Origin of the sequence: Chloracidobacterium thermophilum B (assembly GCF_000226295.1) — a bacterium.
In the GTDB taxonomy this organism is placed as follows: domain Bacteria; phylum Acidobacteriota; class Blastocatellia; order Chloracidobacteriales; family Chloracidobacteriaceae; genus Chloracidobacterium; species Chloracidobacterium thermophilum.
On the sequence record NC_016024.1, the window covers coordinates 214856 to 232150 of the forward strand.

The window sequence follows — 17295 nt, forward strand, 5'->3', positions numbered from 1 at the left end:
TGACCCGGCAGGGCTGGAACCGTGGGTCTGAAACTGTGGGCTACGTCTGGTTCATTGCGCAGCGCTACCTTCGCGCCCGCCGCCGCGCGACGCTGTCCGTAGCGGCCGGGCTGGCCGTGCTGGGCATCACCGTTGGCGTCTGGGCGCTGACCGTTGTCCTCGCCTTCCAGAGCGGAATGGAATCCGAGCTGCAGGGCAAAATCCTGGCCGGAACGGCCCATCTCAACATTCTGCGCCGGGGTGGGCGTCCGCTGCCCGACCCGGCCGGCCTCAAGGCGCAGATTCAGCAGACGCCGGGCGTCCGGTCAGCCACACCAACGACCTACCGGGAGGTGTTGCTGACGAGCGGCTCGCGGGCGGCCGCCGGGGTTTTGAAAGCTGTTGACCTTGCGGAGCCGCCGGAAACACTTGAAGTCACCCGCACCCTCTGTCCGGGAACCAACCTGAAAGACCTTCAGCCGACACGCGGCCCCGAAGGACGGGTGCTCGACGGCATCATTCCCGGCAAACGCCTGGCGCAGGAAGCCGGACTGCGCATTGGCGATCTGGTGGAAGCCCTGACCCCCGGCGCCCGTGGGGAACTGTCGCCCTTTGGCTGGCTGCCGACGACCTACACCTTTCGCGTCGTGGGTTTTTTTGAGTCCGGGTTGTATGAGTACGACGCCGCCTGGGCCTACATTTCCCTCGATGCAGCGCGGCAGCTTACGGGTGAGGAGACACCAGCGACGGTCATTCAGGTCATGCTCGACGACGCGCGCGCCTACCGTGAAGTGGGCGCGGTGCTCCAGTCCCGGCTTGGCCCCGACTACGTCATCGAAGACTGGGCCACACTCAACCGGACGGCCTTTGCCGCCCTCAACCTCCAGCGCCTGGCCTTTGCCGTCGTCATCGGGCTGGTCATTCTCGTGGCGGCGCTCAACATCGTGACGACCCTGATGTTGCTGGTCACGGAAAAACGCCGCGACATCGCCATTCTGCTCGCCATGGGAGCGACGCCGCGCACGATTCTGCTGGTATTTCTGGCGCAGGGATTGGCGCTGGGACTCGCGGGGGCGCTGTGTGGCGGTTTGCTGGGCGCCGCCACGGCCATTATCTGTGACCGCTACGACCTGATTCAGCTCGATGCCCGGATGTACTCCATCGCGTCCGTACCTTTTCGCTTTTCGCTGCTCGATACGGGCATCGTGCTGGGCGTTGCGCTCAGTGTGAGTCTGCTGGCCACTATCTATCCGGCGTGGCGGGCCGCCACGCTCAACCCGGTGGAAGGATTGCGCCATGCGTAGCCTGCGGCACATCACCTGGCTGGTGGTGGGGTTCACCGGCTGGCTGGTTCTGGAAGCTCCGGCACAAACGTCGCCCCCGCCCGGTGACTGGCTGGCGCGCGCGACGGTGCTGGCCGCCGCGCCCCCCTGTGCGCCGGATGTTGCTGCCGCACTCGATGACCCGCACTGGTACGTCCGCGCCCGCGCCATCCAGACTCTGGGACGGCAACGCTGCACAGCGGCGGTCCCGGCCCTGCTGGCCCACTTCGACCACGAGGATTGGGACAATCAGGCACGCCTGCTCGTGGCGCTGGGGCAGATTGGCGACCCGGCCGGGTTGCCGCTGGTGGCCCAGTACGCTACGGGCCCGGCCGGCACGCTGCGCACCGTGGCCCTGGCCGCCCTGGGAGGTTTTACGGCCGCCCAGGTCGCGCCGGTGTTGGCCACGGCGCTCGAACAACCGCTGAACCGCGATGAAAAGTGCATTGTTGCCCGCCAGATTGGCGTCTTCCGCCTGGGGGACTGTGTCTCCCGGCTGGCGGACTGGCTCGGGCAGGATGAGGAACTCGACCGCCTCATCGCTGTGGCGCAGTATCGCACCGGGGATCAGGCTGCCGGGCGGCACGTCCTCGAAGTTTTTGACCGTCTCGATGCGCCAACCCGGTTGCAGCTTCTTGGTGATTGGGCGGAACGCCCCGACGTGCGCGCCACAGACCTCCTGCTGAAGGTTCTCCGGTCGGACTCTCCGGAGCACCGGCTGGCGGCAGCACGGGCCTGGGCGGCATACGGCGCGCAGATGCCCATCGCGGAAACCCTGACCGTCCTGCCCGATGTGGACGCCGAGGTGCGTCACGTCCTCGTAGCGGCGCTGGGAGGCTGCCCGGCAGAAGAAACCGTGGCGGCCGTCATCGAACGGCTGAAGGCGGACCCCCCGGCGGAGGCCCGAGCGACCTACTTGGACGCACTCGACACCCTTGACCGGGAGGCGGTGACGGCAGCGCTGCTGGCGGCCCGGCAGGCGCGGCTGCCATTCGCCGAACAGGCTCTGGAAAAGCTGGGCATCACGCCGGAGGCGCTGGCGGCCCGGCTGGCCGTGCCGACGTTGACGCCGACGGCGCGGATCACCCTGGCGGTTCAGCTCGGACAACTCGGCGACCTGCGGGCCTTTGACCTTCTCCGCCAGGCGTTGCTGTCCGGGGATGAAGTGACGCGCTGCGCTGCCGCCGAAGCGTTGGGGCAGTTGCAGGATGCGCGGGCGGTCGAACTGTTGCTCGATGTCCTGGACGATGAGGTGCCACGTGTCCAGTCGGCGGCGGCGGCGTCCCTGGCACGCCTGGGGATGACACCCGCCCGCCTGGTGGCAACGCTGGATGCCCCGAACATCAGCCTGCGCACTGAGGCACTGCGGCTTCTCGGAAGGCTCAGTGACGTTACGACGCTGCCGGCCGTGGCGGCGCAGACGCGGGAAGGGGAGCCACTTCCGGTACGCCTGGCCGCCGTGGCAGCGCTGGGTCGCCTGCGTCATCCAGATGCCGTTCCGGTGTTGGTACGTCTGCTGTCGGCCCGGGAGCCAGCCCTGCGGATGCAGGCGGTCAGCGCCCTGGGCGAGATTGGAGAGGCGCGCGCCGTTGCCGCGCTGCTGCCGCTGCTGCGCGACCCGGATGCGGCCGTGGTGGGAAAGGTCGTTGCGGCGCTCTCCCGGACGAAAGCCCCGTCGGCTGTGACACCTCTGCTGGCGGCGCTTCAGCACCCGGACTGGCGGGTCCGCGCCGCCGTGGCGCGCAGTCTGGATGCCTGGGAGGACACACGCATTCCGCCGGCCCTGGCAGCGGCGTTGGAAGACCCTTCCGCGCTCGTGCGGTTTCACGCCCGCCAATCGCTGCTGAAACTGGCCGTTGCGCCAGAGACGCTGCTGCCGGTAGCCCTCGGCCAGAGCCGCCCGCGTGGGTGGTATGGCGCTTACGTTACGTTGCAGGAACTGGCGCCCGAATCCATACGGGATGAGCTGCGGCGCTCCCTCGATGCACCCGACCCGAAGACCCGTGCCCTGGCGGCGGCGCTGGCGCGGCGCTACCCGGACCCAGACATGCTGGCGTTGCTCTGGCAGCGCCTGGACGCCGAAACCCGCTTTGCCGTCCGGTGGTGGCTCGTCCGCGCCCTGGCCGACTTCGGGGAAGCAGCCCGGGAAGGGGCCATGAAGCGCGCCCGGTCAAAACATCCCCGGTTGCGCGCCGACGCCATGCGCGTTCTGGGTTGGCTTCCGTCCAACCGGGAAAGCCAGTTGGTGTTGCGGGAAGGGCTGGCTGATGCCGAAAACCAAATCCGTTCGGCGGCCGTGGAAGCTTTGGGACGCATCGGCGATGTCGCTGCCCTGGCACCGCTTCTGGCACGTCAGAGTGGGGCTTTCACCGTTGCCCCGGATGAACTGGTGGATGCGCTGCTGGCCTGTGGCGAGGCCGGGCGGGCCGTGTTGCGTCAGGCCGTGGCCGGAAGTGAGCCAGCCATTCGGGCGCTGCTGCTTCAGCGGCTTGGGGCCGATGGGCATCCCGATGCGCTGCCCCTGCTGCTGGAGGGCCTGCGCGATGCGTCGCCCCTTGTACGCCAGGCGGCACGCCAGGGTTTGGCGCGGCAATCGGATGAACGCGCGGCGCAGGCGCTGGCCGCGTTGCCCGATGAACCATAAGCGAAACACGCCCCCGGCGTTGCCATCACACGCTGCCGGCTGCTTGGTTGATGCGTCGCACATGTGTTACAAAACGCAAATGTCATAACGCTCTGCCGATGGGAATCCGGCTGCGTTATGACCGGTACCGGTTACGGCTTCCGGCCGCGTAACTTTCCCGTAAAAACACAGGACGGTCACCATGCCCCGCGTTGGCGGCGTCATCATCACTCACGGACAACTGGCGACGGAGTTGCTCCACGCCGCAGAAATGATTGTCGGCGACATCCGCCACGTGCGCGCTGTCTCGATTGACTGGCACGACGATGTGGATGTGGCGCGGCAGGTCATTGAGCGCGCCATTGCGGAAGCCGATCAGGGATGTGGCGTGCTCATTCTTACGGACCTGTTTGGCGGTACGCCGACCAACCTCGTCATGGCTTACAGCGGGCAGGTGCGGGTGGAAATCGTTACCGGCGTCAACCTGCCGATGGTTATCAAGCTGGCGACGGCACCTTCTGACTGGTCGCTTCTCGATGTTGCCCGGTGTGTGACTGAACAGGGGCGCAAGAACATTCATCTGGCAAGTGAGCTGGTGCAGATGCGGACAAGTTGAGTCTCCTGCTACCCGGGCCGGCTTGATCGCTCTCCATTTTTCCTTGCTTTCCGAAGCATTGTCGAAAGGTCCCCATGCCACTTGAGCGTCTGGTCACGGTGACGAATCCGTTGGGGCTGCATGCGCGTCCCTCGGCGCGTCTGGTGACTGTCGTCAATCAGTTCAAGAGCCGGGTGCTTCTGCGCCGGGCGGATGATCCGAACTTTGTGGATGCCGGAAGTATCCTGAGCGTGATGTTCCTGGCCGCGGCGCGTGGAACACCGCTCGTCATCCGCGTCGAAGGCGAAGATGAAGCGGCGGCAATGGCGGCTGTTGTGGCGCTGTTTTCCGAAGGCCAGGAGTCCTCCCATGTCTTCTAATCCACTGACCAACACCGAACAACACTTCACGGGGCTGGCCGCTTCGCCCGGCGTTGGTTTCGGGCAGGTGGTGCGCCTTGTCCCGCAGAGCCGCCCGCCGTTGTTCATCCATGTGCTGCCGCACCGCGTGACGCTCGAAATCGAGCGCGTCAAACGCGCCATGCAGCGCGCCCGCCGGCATCTGGAAAGCATTCAGCACCATTTTCGGGAGCAGGTCGGACATGGCTCGGCCTATCTGCTTGATCCGTACATTCTCATGCTCGATGACGCGGTTTTGACGCAGGCCATCGAAGACAACATCCGCCAGCACCGCATCAATGCGGAGTGGGCGGTCAAGAGAGCGGTCGAGTCCCTGCTGGCCTCCTTCGACAACATCCAGGACGCCTACCTCGCACAGCGCCGGGACGATATCCGGGACGTTGGTCAGCGGCTCATCGGCATTCTGTCAGGCCAACCAATGCGCATGCCGCAGTTGGATACGCCTTCGATTCTCTTTGCCGATGACATCCTGCCGACCATGCTGGCCGAGGTGAATCCGACGAACCTGAACGGACTCGTGACAGATACCGGCGGGGTGATGACGCACACGGCAATCATTGCACGCAGCCTTGGCATTCCAGCGGTATTCGGCGTTCAGGAAGCCCTCAATCAGGCGACTGAAGGTGCCGCCTGCATCGTGGATGGCTCGCACGGAGAAGTCATCCTGCATCCCCGGCGGGCAACCCAGACCGTCTATCTGGGACGCCGTGCCGCCGAGCAGCGTCTGCGCCGGGACGGGCTGAGTGTGGCGCGGCTGCCGGCGGTGACGCGCGATGGCATCGCCTGTCACCTGCTGGCGAATGTCGAAATCCAGTCGGAACTGCCCGGCGTCGAACGGTGTGGGGCGCAGAGCATTGGGCTGTTTCGCTCCGAGTTCATCGTTTCCAGTGATGCCAGCAGCCTGCCGGATGAAGACACCCAGTGCGCGGCCTATCAGGCGGTCATTACCGCTTCACCTGACCACACCGCGACGATTCGGACGTTTGATTTCAGCAGCGACACCCTGCCGGGCGAAACGCGCATCGTGGAACCGAATCCGGCCCTTGGTCTCCATGGCGTCCGGTGGTGGCTGGCCCACGAAAACGTTGCCAAAACCCAGCTCCGCGCCATCGTGCGCGCGGCGGCGAGCGGGCGCGTACGGATTCTGCTCCCCCGTGTGACCTGCATCACCGAGTTGCGTGCTGCCCGCGAGTTGCTCACGGCTGTCTGCCGCGAGCTGGGCACAGACGACCGGCTCCGCCGGCGACTCGAACTGGGAGCAATGATTGAAATGCCGGCCGCGGTATTCATTGCCGACCGTCTGGCGCGGGAAAGCGATTTTCTCTCCATTGGCAGCAACGATCTGGTGCAGTACGTGCTGGCCAGCGACCGGGGCAACGAGCGGGTGAGTTACTTACAGCAACCGCTGCACCCGGCCGTGCTGGCGAGTCTGAACCTGGTTGTCAGGGCGGCGCAGGAAACCAAAAAACCACTGACGATGTGCGGCGAGATGGCGGCCCAGCCGGTCTGTGCCTTCGCCCTGCTTGGTCTGGGAATCCGCCGGTTCAGCCTGTCGCCAGCCGCCCTGCCACAGCTCAAGTCCACGTTGCGCCGGTTGTCCGTCCGGGATGCCGAACAGTTCATGGCACAGGCGCTGACCCTTGATACGGCCCACGCCATCGAAGCCTGCGCGCAAACCTACCTCAAACCTTGAGAGACGGCGGCCCGCCTCGCGCCGCCAGCGTCGGACTTCCGGGCGTTGACAGCGCGCCCGGTTTTCGTCAGAAGTCACACCAACCTTTGCCTGCGGACGGGTCACGGTGACATCCAGGACGCCCTTTACTGCCGATTTCGAGACGCTGGATTTCGATGCCATCCGGGAACATCTGGCGCGTGAGACACGAACGCCTTACGGGCGCGAGCTGGCGCGCGACCTGCTGCCCAGCGCCGACCCGTCTGAAGTGCGCTACCGGCTGCGGTTGACGACGGAAGCACGCCATTGGTTGGCCGAGCAGGGGGGCTTCGGAATGGGCGAACTGCCGGATGTGCGCCCGCTGCTGGAGCGTCTGCGGCTGGAAAATGCCACATTGACCGTGGACGAAATCCATGCGCTGGCGCGAACCATGGAGGCGGGGCTGCATCTGCGCGCGACGTTGCGCCCGCACCGGGAGCGATTTCCACGGCTCGGCGCGATTGCCGAGACGATTCCCGATTTCCGGGACACCCTGGCGCAGGTTCGCCGCATCGTGGCACCGGACGGACAGCTCGATGAACGGGCCAGCCCGGAGTTGCAGCGCCTCCGCCAGGAACAGCAGGTCCAGCGCGACCGCCTGCAACGGCGGCTGGAGCGGTTGCTCCGCCGCCCCGACCTGGAAGGCGTTTTTTCTGACGACATTGTGACCCAGCGCCACGGCCGGTTTGTCATTCCGGTGCGGGATGATCACCGGGGACGGGTGGCCGGGGTCGTCCACGGGATGTCGGGCAGCGGCATGACGGCTTTTGTCGAACCACTCGACGCCATCCCGCTCAACAACGAACTCACCCGCCTGCAGGAGCTGATCGAAGCCGAAGTCCTGCGTCTGCTCCAGGAAGCCACGCAGCAGTTGCGTCACCGGCAGTCCTGCCTGACCGCGTTGGTGACGGCGCTGGGCGAACTCGACCTGGTGGTGGCCAAAGCCCGTCTGGCCGAGCGTTTGCGCGCCGTCGAGCCAACGGTTTCGGAAACCGGCCGGTTTCAGCTCACGGCCGCGCGGCATCCGTTGCTGATGCTGACGTTTCAGGCGCAGGGGCGCGAAGTCGTGCCGTTGAGTCTGACGCTGGATGCGGAGCAGCGGGCGCTTGTCGTCAGTGGAGCCAATGCCGGCGGCAAGACGGTCGTTCTCAAAACGGTCGGGCTGTGTGTGCTGCTGGCGCAGTCGGGGTTGCACGTTCCGGCGCAGGCGGCCGAGTTGCCGGTGCTGCGGCAGGTTTATGCCGACATTGGCGATCAGCAGTCGCTGGCAGCCAACCTTTCGACGTTTTCCTCCCACATCACCAAACTGGCCCGGATGGCGGCCGAGCTGACACCGCCAGCGCTGGTGCTGCTCGATGAAGCCGGAACAGGTACGGACCCGGATGAAGGCGCGGCACTGGCGCAGGCGCTCATCGAGCATTTTCGGACGCGCGGGGCCTATGTCCTGGCGACGACCCACTTCAACGCCCTGAAAATCTATGCCGATTCGACGCCGGGCGTCATCAGCGCCGCCGTGGCCTTCGATCTGGAAACCCTGACGCCGACGTATCAGCTTCATCTGAACGCCGTCGGCAGTTCGAGCGGACTGGTCATTGCCCGCCGCCTGGGCCTGCCGGAGGCGCTGATTGAACAGGCGCAGAGCTATCTGCGCGAACGGGAGGTCATCCTGGCGCAGTATGTCGCCGAACTCGAACGCCGGGTGACGGAAGCCCGTGACGCCGCTGCCGCGCTGGACGAGGAGCGCGCCGCGCTGGCCGAACGCTATGCCCGGCTCGAACAGGAATTTCTGGCGCGCGATGCGGCCCGGCAGGCGGATTTCGAGGCCCGGGTACAACAACTGACCGCAGCGTTTGAATCGCGCCTGGCGTCGCTGCTGGAACGCATCAGCGAAGCCGAAACCCGCGAACGTCTGCGCCGGGAAGCTGTCCGCCAACTGGAAGCCACGGCGGCCGATGTCAAGGCCGACGCCAAAGCCGGCAAGCCGCTGGACAAGCCCTCGCTTGCCGCCGAGGTGGCCGCGCGGCGTCCGCAGAAGTCCAAAACCGCGCAGCGGGCGCTGGTGGCGGAGTCGTTGACGGCACAGCCGGTCAGGACGGCGGCCGACCTGCGCCCCGGCGACCGCGTCCGCACGGCCTTCGGGACGGTCGGGCAGGTTGAAGCCATTTCCGGTGAAGAAGTAACCGTCACCAGTGGCGCTTTGCGTCTGAAAGTGCCGGCGACAACCCTGGCCAAGCTCCCGCCGGCAAAGTCCCAGCCGACACCGTCTGCGCCCCCGGCGCGGCAAACGCTCGTGGCCATGCACGATGTGACGCTGGAAGGGCAGGTGCCCTCCGAAATCAATCTCATCGGGCTGACGACGGATGAAGCGACCGATGCCCTCGACCGCTATCTGGATCGCGCCGTGCTGGCCGGGCTGACCCAGGTGCGGGTCATCCACGGCGTCGGCACGGGGGCCCTGCGAAAGGCCGTGGAGACCTTTCTGCTGACCCATCCGCACGTGGAAAGCTTTGCCCGCGCCGACCGGCGGCAGGGCGGAGACGGGGCCACGCTGGTGAGTTTGCATCCGTGACCGTCCTGCGTCTGTTTCTGGCGGCAGTGGCGTTTCTGACGCGCCTGCCGATACCGGCCTGGGCGCACCCGGACGGCCGGACACTGGCTGCCGCCATGGTGTTTTTTCCGCTGGTCGGGGCGCTGTTGGGCGCGGGACAGGCGGCGCTCATCCTTGTGCTGCGCCCGGTGCTTGCGCCGGATGGGCTGGCCCTGCTGCTCATTGCCACGACGGTACTCGTCACCGGGGCATTGCACTACGACGGGCTGGCCGACACGGTGGACGCGCTGGGCGGCGGCTGGTCGCCGGAGCAGCGGCTGGCCATCATGAAAGACCCGCACATCGGAACGTTCGGCGTGCTGGCGCTGGTGGTGGCCGTTCTGGCCCAGTTTGTGGCGCTACGGAGTTTTCAGCACGTGGAATCGCTGTGCCGGGCGGTGATTGTTGCGCCCTGTCTGGCCCGGATGACGATTGTCTGGTTGGCGTGGCAGGAGCCTTATGCGCGGGCTGAAGGCGGCAAGGGACGCTTCATCGAGGCGCTCCAGGGGCAGCAGGTGTTGGGGGCGCTGCTGACCGGCGGGGCAATCGTGCTCGGCGTGGGCGGCTGGCTGGGCAGTCTGCTGTTGGCGTTGGCGGCGGTACTCGTCATGATGGCGGCCTTTCGTTTTCGGCGCTGGCTGGGTGGGATTACCGGCGATGTGCTGGGTGCGGTCAGTCAGACGTGTGAACTTCTGGTCTATGGCGTGTGGGTTGCATTTCGGCCGTGAATCGGCATCCGGCGGCTGGCGCTGGCGGCTGGGCGCGGCTCTGCTGGGGCTGCTGCTGGCTGCCTGCGCCCGTGAGCCGTTTCGCGTCCGTCCCAAAACGGACCCGCCGGTGTCTGAAACCCGGGCCGTGGCCGTTGCGGAAACCGATTACGTTCTGCGCGCCCGTGCCGTCTGGGATGGCAACGAACTGGTGGACCGCTTTGACGCCAATCACCTGACGGCAGGGATGCTGCCGGTGTATGTCTGGCTGGACGTACGCACGGCCGCACCACTTGACCTCAAGGCCTTTCGCTTCCGCTTGCACGATGCAGCAGGGCAAACCTGGCGGCTACTGTCCGTCCGGCAATCCGAAAAGCGGCTGATGAAGTCCTACGGCATCCGCGCCTACAGTGTGGATGGCTACCAGACGTTTCGCCGGCGCTACACCGACTCGTGCTTTCCGACGACGGGCACTGTGGCCGCCGGGGAGCGCGCCGATGGCTTTCTGTTTTTCGAGATACCACGTGCCCGGCGCGACCTCCCGGCCGGAACTCTCTGGCTGGAAGTCGAACGGCGCGGGCCGGGTTCGCACACTGTGACGCGCATCGAACTCCCAGCAGCGGATGTGGTAACGTCGTCTGCACCGAAGGAGTGAGTGTGTGTGGTATGAAGCCTTTACGAGTATTCGCCCTGATGGGGTTGGGGTGGCTGGTGCTGGGCAGCGGCGCGGGCGAAGCGCCGGCGCAGTTTTCGGTGGCGGCCGGCTCGCTGACCGTGCGCGGGCGGGTCCTGGATGCCCAGACAAAGCAACCGCTGGTCAACGCGCAGGTGAATATACGGACGAAATATGACGACTACCGGACGCTGACCGATGCCGAGGGGTACTATACGCTTCAGGTGTCGGCCGGACGGGAGTTGCGCGACTTTGAGCTGATTTTCAGTCACCCGGACTACCGGGAGAAGTACTTTCACACGGCGTTCCAGCCCGTTCTGCGGGATGACCTGACAGCAACCGTCGAACCGCTGCGCGCTCGCGTCAAGTACCGCAAAAACAAGCTGGACATGCCATGTGGTGACCGCAAGGCGCTCATCACCAAGAGCGGCGATACGCTTTCGTGTACCTTTGCCTGTGAGTCGGCTCCGGCGCTGACGGTGCGCCTCCCGGCCGGCAATGAAATGCGTGTGACGGCGGCCGGCGGCTTTTCACTCAGGATTACCGATGAGAAAGTGGAGTTGCGCGGCGCGGAAAACCAGGCGGTGGCTTTGCAGGTGACCGCCGTGATGTTCAGGCGTTGACTGCCTGGGAGCGCGGGCATCCTTGCCCGCATGAATCCAACGGGCGGATTCAACCGTCGCTACGCGACGGGGGGGTTGGGGGCGTATGTGATCCGTGGGTTGAAACCCACGGCTAAATTCATCCGTCGCTACGCGACGAGTCTGGGAGGGCGGGCATCCTGCCCGCGTGATGAGTTGGAGGCGTGGGCATCCTTGCCCGCATGAATCGAACGGGTGGATTCAACCGTCGCTACGCGACGGGGGGGTTGGGGGCGTATGTGATCCGTGGGTTGAAACCCACGGCTAAATTCATCCGTCGCTACGCGACGAGTCTGGGAGGGCGGGCATCCTGCCCGCGTGATGAGTTGGGGGCGTGGGCATCCTTGCCCGCATGAATCGAACGGGTGGATTCAACCGTCGCTACGCGACGGGGGGTGTGTTGGGGGCGTACGTGATCCGTGGGTTGAAACCCACGGCTAAATTCATCCGTCGCTACGCGACGAGTCTGGGAGGGCGGGTATCCTGCCCGCGTGATGAGTTGGGGGCGTGGGCATCCTTGCCCGCATGAATCGAACAGGTGGATTCAACCGTCGCTACGCGACGGGGGGTGTGTTGGGGGCGTATGTGATCCGTGGGTTGAAACCCACGGCTAAATTCATCCGTCGCTACGCGACGAGCCTGGGAGCGCGGGCATCCTGCCCGCGTGATGAGTTGGGGGCGTGGGCATCCTTGCCCGCATGAATCGAACGGGTGGATTCAACCGTCGCTACGCGACGGGGGGTGGGGGCGTACGTGATCCGTGGGTTGAAACCCACGGCTAAATTCAACCGTCGCTACGCGACGAGTCTGGGAGGGCGGGCATCCTGCCCGCGTGATGAGTTGGAGGCGTGGGCATCCTGCCCGCATGATGAGTTGGGAGCGCGGGCATCCTGCCCGCATGAATCCAACGGGTGGATTCAACCGTCGCTACGCGACGGGGGGTGGGTTGGGGGCGTATGTGATCCGTGGGTTGAAACCCACGGCTAAATTCAACCGTCGCTACGCGACGAGCCTGGGAGGGCGGGCATCCTGCCCGCAGGATGAAATGTAAAGCGCGGGCATCCTGCCCGCAGATGAGTTGAGAGCGCGGGCATCCTGCCCGCATTTTGGCCGGACAGTCCGGCAGGGAGGTGCGTCATGACGGATTACTTCGACCGTTTCAGTGAGTGGCGACGCAAAATCCAGCGCAAGGCCGAGGAAGTGGATGCGCAGTTGGGACTGTCGGAGGCCATCGGGAAAACCGTCGAGAAGACGGTAGAGCAGACCGAAAAGCTGACCGAGGAAGTCCGGCGGGCGACCGGACAGCTTTCGGCGAGCTTTCAGCGGGCGGCCGAAAACGCGCCGGAAGTCGTCAGTGAAGTGGTGCAGGAAGTGGTTCATGCCGTCGAGGAAGTTTCGGAGCGGTTGCCCGATGCACAGACCGTGACAGACACCATGGCACGGGTGGTGGAGACGGTACGCGACGAGTTCAGGAACCTCGATGAAAAGCACCACGTGACGGAAAACCTCAAACAGGCGGCAGAAAAGGTGGCCGACAAAGTGACCGAAGTCGGGGCGGAGACCCTGCGTACCGGTGGCGAGAAGGCCTCCGAGGTGGTGGATCGGGCCGGTGAAGCGTTTGATGCCGTGCGGGAGACGGCGCACAGGTATTACAGCCGGGCGGAAGAAGCCTACAACTTTGGTTCGCGCGTGTTTCACGCGACGGTCGAAACCCGCGACGGCTACCGCAAGGCGCGGGAGTGGGTTGTGGCGAATCCGGGTACGTCGGCCCTGATGGGGCTGTCCCTGCTGCTGGGTTTCCGGTTGGGCGCGGCCTTTCCGGGTCTCGACCGGGTGGTGGTGGGGCAGTCACGGCACTGGCTGTTTCACAGCGGACTTGCTGCCTACGGGGCGAAGCAACTGGCGGAACGCTACATGCGCTTTCTGCGCGAGCAGGAACGGCTGGTGGCCGAAGGCAGGCTGGATGAAGCCGCTCAGGCGCGGGTCGCCTTTCAGCGGAAGGCAGCGCGCTACGTGGGCGCGCCGTTGCTGGGGGCGTTCAACGTCGCCCTGGGGACGGCGCTCTGGGCGGAAATCTTTTCACCGGGACGGATCGTGGGGTTTCCAATCAGCATCGTGCTGGGGGGCAATCCGGTACTGGAAACGGTCTGGCTGTTTGGCAACGGGCTGGTGTGCATTTACACCGGCTATGAACTCGTCATGCTGGCCTTTGAGGATGAAGCCGACGTGCAGCGGGTCGTCCGCGCCATTCGCGCGCTGCTGCCGGAAGCCGACAGCTCGCAGGCGGCCTGAATCCGACGCCTTTGGATTCACATGCTGGCAACTTTCCGCGAGCGCCTCGCTTCGCCTGAATTTCGCGCGGAACTCAAAAGCGCGACCATCGCATTTGTCATCACCAGCCTGCTGTTTGGCAGCTCGCTGCTGTGCCTGGTGCTGGGCTTCCTAATCCAGCTCCTGCCTGCTTATAACGTTGACCTGCTGGCCGAGGTGCTTTTTGCCCTGTCGCTGGGGCTGGCTGCCATTGCCGGGGTGTACGTCATTCCCAGGCTGGCCCGCCGCGTCCGTATGGAGCTGGCCCGCCTGGACATCAGCTATGCCCCGACGCAGGAAACGGCGTTTTTCGTACTGCTGACAGTGGTTGTGGCGCTGTCGGCCTTCAACACCGGCAACAACCTGCTGTACCTGATTTTTGCCATTCTCATCAGCGTCATTGTGGCGTCGGGGATTGTCTCGGAAAGCATGTTGCGCGGGTTGACGGTGGGGCTGCGCTTCCCGGAGCACATCCACGCCGGACAGGCGGCAGTGCTGGAAGTGAGCGTGGCCAATCAGAAACACCTTGTGCCTTCGATGTCGCTGACCGTAGGCGTCCGGGTGTCGCAAAAGGCCGGCCCACGTCTGCCCGCCCGGGACACGGTCAAACGGTGGTGGACGTGGCGCGGGAAGTCGCCAAACAAGCCGCAGAACAGTTCGCCGGCGGACACGACAAAAATGGACAATCTCGTGCACTTCGTCATCGTCGGGCCGCGCGCCAGAGTACGCCAGACCATCGAGCACCGGTTTCCGGCGCGTGGTCAGTACAACATCACGGGTTTCACGGTGACGACGAAGTTTCCCTTTGGCTTTCTGCAGAAGACGCGCCGTTTTGCAGCTTCCGGGACGATTGTGGTGTATCCGGCTGTGGATGCAGCGGTTTCCGTCCCAAAGGCGTTGTCGGAGGCGCTGGGGGCGCGGGAGACGAACCGGCGCGGGCTGGGGGCGGACCTCTACGCCATCCGGCAGTACCGCGATGGCGACCGGCGGCGCGACATTGACTGGAAGGCCACGGCGAAAACGCGCCGGCTTATGGTGCGTGACCGTCTGCGCGAGGATGAGCGCCGGGTGACGGTGCGGTTTGACCCGCGTCCGGCGCGTGATTTGAGCGATGCTGAGCTGGCGGCCTTTGAAACCGGCGTGACCTATGCGGCGTCGCTGCTGAACCGGTTGGTCAAGTCCGGGGTGCTGGTGCGGCTGGTGACACCGGAGGCGGCCACCGAGTTTGGCAACACGCCACGTCACCTGCACGACATGCTGCGGATACTGGCGGTGGTCGAGCCACGGCGGGAAGTCTCCGCGACCGGAAGTGCGCCGAACCTGCCGACGCGGGAGCCAGCGCCGGAGGTGGTGTTTGCGTGGAACGGCCTGCCGGCCGGCGGGCCGGTTCTGGCGCGTATCAGCTTCGATGACCTGCCGCTGGCGGATGACCTGAAGCCGGAAGATAAGGCGAAAAAAGACGTGTAAGGCCACGTCCGGGGAGCAGCCATGATTGTCTGTGTCAACTGTGGACAGGTGAATGAAACGGCTGCCAGCCGGTGTCTGCGCTGCGGGGCTTCGATCTTTGAGTATCCCAGTTACCTGGGTTCGGCTGGGGTTGCGCCGTCCGGTCCGCCGCCAGCTCCGCCCCCGCCGTCAGTGCCACCGCCGAAGCCTGCACCACCGCCACACAAACAGCCGCTGCCGCCGCCATACGGTTCGCCATACGGTGCATCGCAAACGGCGGCTCCTCCGCCAATGCCGTTGCCGCCGCCGGTGTCTCCGCCGTTGGCACATCCGCTGCCGGTTCAGCCCGTGGTGGTGGTTGGCGGTTTTGCGTGTCCTTATTGCCGGACAACCCTGCCGCCGCGCATTACCTATCGCACGTCACCGGCCGGGTGGGTCATTTTCGCCCTGCTGCTGTTGTTGTGCTGGCCGCTGTTTTGGGTTGGTTTTCTGTTTCAGGAAGAGTGTCTCCGGTGCCGCAACTGCGGCCGGCGGCTGGCGTGAGTTGCCGAAAAAACCATTTGCGCCGGTGCAACGCGCTGCGTAATGTCTCGCCGTCATGCTGGCCGGATGCCGATGATCACTGGTTTTGCCGGTGACGCCTGAAGCTTGTGGAGAGGGGACTGCGATGAAGATCATTCGGGAACCACACGAAATGCAGCAGACGGCGCTGACGTTGCGGGACAAAGCCATTCGCATCGGGCTGGTGCCGACCATGGGGGCTTTCCACGATGGTCATGTTTCCCTGATGCGGCGCGCCAAGCAGGAAAATGACGTGTGCGTGGTGTCGCTTTTCGTCAATCCGCTGCAATTCAACGACCCTTCGGATTTCGAGCGGTATCCGCGCGATGAAGCGGCTGACCTGGAGATTGCCCGCACGGTTGGCGTGGACATTCTGTTTATGCCGAGTGCGGCGGCGATGTATCCGCCCGACGCACAGACCTTTGTGGAGGTGACGCGGGTTTCGCAACCGCTGTGTGGTCGGCATCGTCCCGGACACTTTCGCGGCGTGGCGACGGTCGTGGCGAAGCTGTTGATGATTACGCTGCCGCGCCGGGTCTATTTTGGTCTGAAGGACTATCAGCAGTGCCGCGTGGTGGCGCAGATGGCGCGGGACCTGTACTTTCCGCCGGATTTGGTCTTTTGCCCGACGGTACGGGAAGCCGACGGGCTGGCGATGAGTTCGCGCAACGCCCGGCTTTCGCCGGAAGAGCGGCGCGCGGCCGTGGTGTTGCCCCGGTCGCTGGAGTTGGCGCAGGAACTGTTTGCGGCGGGGGAAACGAATCCGGCGGTGATTCGGGAGCGGGTGCACGGGCAGCTTATGACGGAGCCGCTGGCCGAGGTGGAGTACGTTGAGGTTGTGGATGCTCAGACGCTGGAACCCATCACGGAGATTACCCAACCGGCGCTGGTGGCCATTGCCGCGCACTTTGGCCGGACGCGCCTTATTGACAGCGTGGTGCTGACGCCGCCGCGTCCTGAACCGGAGCCGTCAGCGCCCGACCCGCTGGACATTTCGGACGTGCCTGGCCGCGCCAGGTAGCCATTCATTGGTCATCGCAGGAGAAACATCATGTCAACAAGCCGGTTGCGGTGGATGGGGGTCGTGTGGGTGCTGGCGCTGGCGGTTGGGGTGGGCGCTCAGGATGCGGGGCTTCAGGATGCGGGCCGCACGGGGGAAGGGCGGCAGGGGACGATTGTCAACAGCCGGACGGGCTATGCCCAGCTTCTGGGGCGGCACAAGCTCCAGTTGCAGTGGATAAGCTGGTTTGAGCCGAAAAAGTCCGGTGATCTCACGGTGACGGACCGGCAGGGATTGCTCGTGATACAGGGGGCGCAGCGGGACCCGCGAACCGGGGATTTCGTCGAGGTGGATGGCATTGTGACGCGCGTTGAGGACCGGACGTTTGACTTTCGGGGGAGGATCGTCACGCGCGTGAGCCACATCAACGGTGGCGAGCCATGCCTGCGCGAAGGCGATATGACGTTTGCCATCAAGGGGAAGCGGCGTTTCTGGCGGCTGCAGCAGATGGACAACCCGTGTGATGGCGTGACCGATTACGTGGATATTTTCCTGCGCTGATTGCCGGGAGCACGGGCGTCCCGCCCGCATTGGCCCGTATGGGAATGGGGGCATCACCGCGATCCGTGGGTTGAAAACCACGGCATTCAACCGTCGCTGACGCGACGGGCCTGGGAGCGCGGGCGTCCCGCCCGCATTGGCCCGCATGGGAATGGGGGCA

The 17295-nt window shown here is 65.2% G+C and carries 16 protein-coding genes; 15 read left to right on the forward strand and 1 reads right to left on the reverse strand.

The features are described from left to right. Window positions 1–35 precede the first annotated feature (35 nt). The 9 genes from CABTHER_RS00875 to CABTHER_RS00915 all read left to right on the forward strand — a co-directional run bounded on the left by CABTHER_RS00875 (window position 36) and on the right by CABTHER_RS00915 (window position 11239). Window positions 36–1283 (forward strand): ABC transporter permease, encoded by a 1248-nt coding sequence (locus CABTHER_RS00875; protein ID WP_014098689.1) that lies wholly within the window; start codon window positions 36–38, stop codon window positions 1281–1283. Next, a complete protein-coding gene (locus tag CABTHER_RS00880; protein WP_014098690.1) occupies window positions 1276–3945 on the forward strand; it encodes a HEAT repeat domain-containing protein in 2670 nt (889 codons plus the stop codon). The genes CABTHER_RS00875 and CABTHER_RS00880 overlap by 8 nt, the downstream gene beginning before the upstream one ends. A gap of 181 nt (window positions 3946–4126) precedes the next feature. Continuing rightward, window positions 4127–4540, forward strand: coding sequence for a PTS sugar transporter subunit IIA (locus CABTHER_RS00885; RefSeq protein WP_014098691.1), 414 nt, complete (start codon window positions 4127–4129; stop codon window positions 4538–4540). A 74-nt stretch (window positions 4541–4614) separates the two neighbouring features. Next, the gene (locus CABTHER_RS00890; protein ID WP_014098692.1) at window positions 4615–4899 is read left to right on the forward strand and encodes an HPr family phosphocarrier protein; all 285 of its coding nucleotides are present in this window, start codon (window positions 4615–4617) and stop codon (window positions 4897–4899) included. Further along, window positions 4889–6631, forward strand: a complete 1743-nt coding sequence (gene ptsP, locus CABTHER_RS00895) for a phosphoenolpyruvate--protein phosphotransferase (RefSeq protein ID WP_014098693.1) — start codon at window positions 4889–4891, stop codon at window positions 6629–6631. The genes CABTHER_RS00890 and ptsP overlap by 11 nt, the downstream gene beginning before the upstream one ends. A 106-nt stretch (window positions 6632–6737) precedes the next feature. Next, a complete protein-coding gene (locus CABTHER_RS00900) occupies window positions 6738–9218 on the forward strand; it encodes an endonuclease MutS2 (RefSeq protein WP_014098694.1) in 2481 nt (826 codons plus the stop codon). After that, on the forward strand, window positions 9215–9964 hold the full coding sequence (cobS, locus tag CABTHER_RS00905; RefSeq protein WP_014098695.1) for an adenosylcobinamide-GDP ribazoletransferase: 750 nt from the start codon (window positions 9215–9217) through the stop codon (window positions 9962–9964). The genes CABTHER_RS00900 and cobS overlap by 4 nt, the downstream gene beginning before the upstream one ends. After that, entirely contained in the window at window positions 9936–10598 is a 663-nt protein-coding gene (locus CABTHER_RS00910) for a hypothetical protein (RefSeq protein ID WP_014098696.1), read from the forward strand. Before cobS ends, CABTHER_RS00910 begins: the two co-directional genes overlap by 29 nt. 11 nt (window positions 10599–10609) lie before the next feature. Continuing rightward, on the forward strand, window positions 10610–11239 hold the full coding sequence (locus CABTHER_RS00915) for a carboxypeptidase-like regulatory domain-containing protein (protein WP_148263874.1): 630 nt from the start codon (window positions 10610–10612) through the stop codon (window positions 11237–11239). 644 nt (window positions 11240–11883) lie between these two features. Here CABTHER_RS00915 and CABTHER_RS17320 read toward each other — a convergent pair. Continuing rightward, a complete protein-coding gene (locus CABTHER_RS17320) occupies window positions 11884–12033 on the reverse strand; it encodes a hypothetical protein (protein WP_212770264.1) in 150 nt (49 codons plus the stop codon). 59 nt (window positions 12034–12092) lie between these two features. Between CABTHER_RS17320 and CABTHER_RS16890 the strand changes: the two genes are divergently transcribed. The 6 genes from CABTHER_RS16890 to CABTHER_RS00940 all read left to right on the forward strand — a co-directional run bounded on the left by CABTHER_RS16890 (window position 12093) and on the right by CABTHER_RS00940 (window position 17135). Next, complete coding sequence (locus CABTHER_RS16890) at window positions 12093–12308, forward strand: hypothetical protein (RefSeq protein WP_148263875.1); 216 nt, start codon at window positions 12093–12095, stop codon at window positions 12306–12308. Window positions 12309–12394: 86 nt separating this feature from the next. Further along, entirely contained in the window at window positions 12395–13549 is a 1155-nt protein-coding gene (locus tag CABTHER_RS00920) for a hypothetical protein (RefSeq protein ID WP_014098698.1), read from the forward strand. A gap of 21 nt (window positions 13550–13570) precedes the next feature. Then, window positions 13571–15034: a DUF58 domain-containing protein gene (locus CABTHER_RS00925; protein WP_014098699.1), complete on the forward strand. Its 1464-nt coding sequence runs from the start codon at window positions 13571–13573 to the stop codon at window positions 15032–15034. 21 nt (window positions 15035–15055) lie between these two features. After that, complete coding sequence (locus CABTHER_RS17700; protein WP_014098700.1) at window positions 15056–15556, forward strand: LITAF-like zinc ribbon domain-containing protein; 501 nt, start codon at window positions 15056–15058, stop codon at window positions 15554–15556. Between the two features lie 124 nt (window positions 15557–15680). Then, a complete protein-coding gene (gene panC / locus CABTHER_RS00935) occupies window positions 15681–16595 on the forward strand; it encodes a pantoate--beta-alanine ligase (RefSeq protein WP_014098701.1) in 915 nt (304 codons plus the stop codon). Between the two features lie 30 nt (window positions 16596–16625). Next, window positions 16626–17135 (forward strand): hypothetical protein, encoded by a 510-nt coding sequence (locus tag CABTHER_RS00940; RefSeq protein WP_148263876.1) that lies wholly within the window; start codon window positions 16626–16628, stop codon window positions 17133–17135. The last annotated feature ends 160 nt before the right edge of the window (window positions 17136–17295 follow it).

Excerpts from the sequence above, each read along its gene's own strand:
- CABTHER_RS00880 (WP_014098690.1), top strand. The coding sequence starts at position 1,276 with ATGCGTAGCCTGCGGCACATCACCTGGCTGGTGGTGGGGTTCACCGGC.
- CABTHER_RS00885 (WP_014098691.1), top strand. The coding sequence starts at position 4,127 with ATGCCCCGCGTTGGCGGCGTCATCATCACTCACGGACAACTGGCGACG.
- CABTHER_RS00890 (WP_014098692.1), top strand. The coding sequence starts at position 4,615 with ATGCCACTTGAGCGTCTGGTCACGGTGACGAATCCGTTGGGGCTGCAT.
- ptsP (WP_014098693.1), top strand. The coding sequence starts at position 4,889 with ATGTCTTCTAATCCACTGACCAACACCGAACAACACTTCACGGGGCTG.
- CABTHER_RS00910 (WP_014098696.1), top strand. The coding sequence starts at position 9,936 with ATGGCGTGTGGGTTGCATTTCGGCCGTGAATCGGCATCCGGCGGCTGG.
- CABTHER_RS00915 (WP_148263874.1), top strand. The coding sequence starts at position 10,610 with ATGAAGCCTTTACGAGTATTCGCCCTGATGGGGTTGGGGTGGCTGGTG.
- CABTHER_RS16890 (WP_148263875.1), top strand. The coding sequence starts at position 12,093 with ATGAGTTGGAGGCGTGGGCATCCTGCCCGCATGATGAGTTGGGAGCGC.
- CABTHER_RS00920 (WP_014098698.1), top strand. The coding sequence starts at position 12,395 with ATGACGGATTACTTCGACCGTTTCAGTGAGTGGCGACGCAAAATCCAG.
- CABTHER_RS00925 (WP_014098699.1), top strand. The coding sequence starts at position 13,571 with ATGCTGGCAACTTTCCGCGAGCGCCTCGCTTCGCCTGAATTTCGCGCG.
- CABTHER_RS17700 (WP_014098700.1), top strand. The coding sequence starts at position 15,056 with ATGATTGTCTGTGTCAACTGTGGACAGGTGAATGAAACGGCTGCCAGC.
- panC (WP_014098701.1), top strand. The coding sequence starts at position 15,681 with ATGAAGATCATTCGGGAACCACACGAAATGCAGCAGACGGCGCTGACG.
- CABTHER_RS00940 (WP_148263876.1), top strand. The coding sequence starts at position 16,626 with ATGTCAACAAGCCGGTTGCGGTGGATGGGGGTCGTGTGGGTGCTGGCG.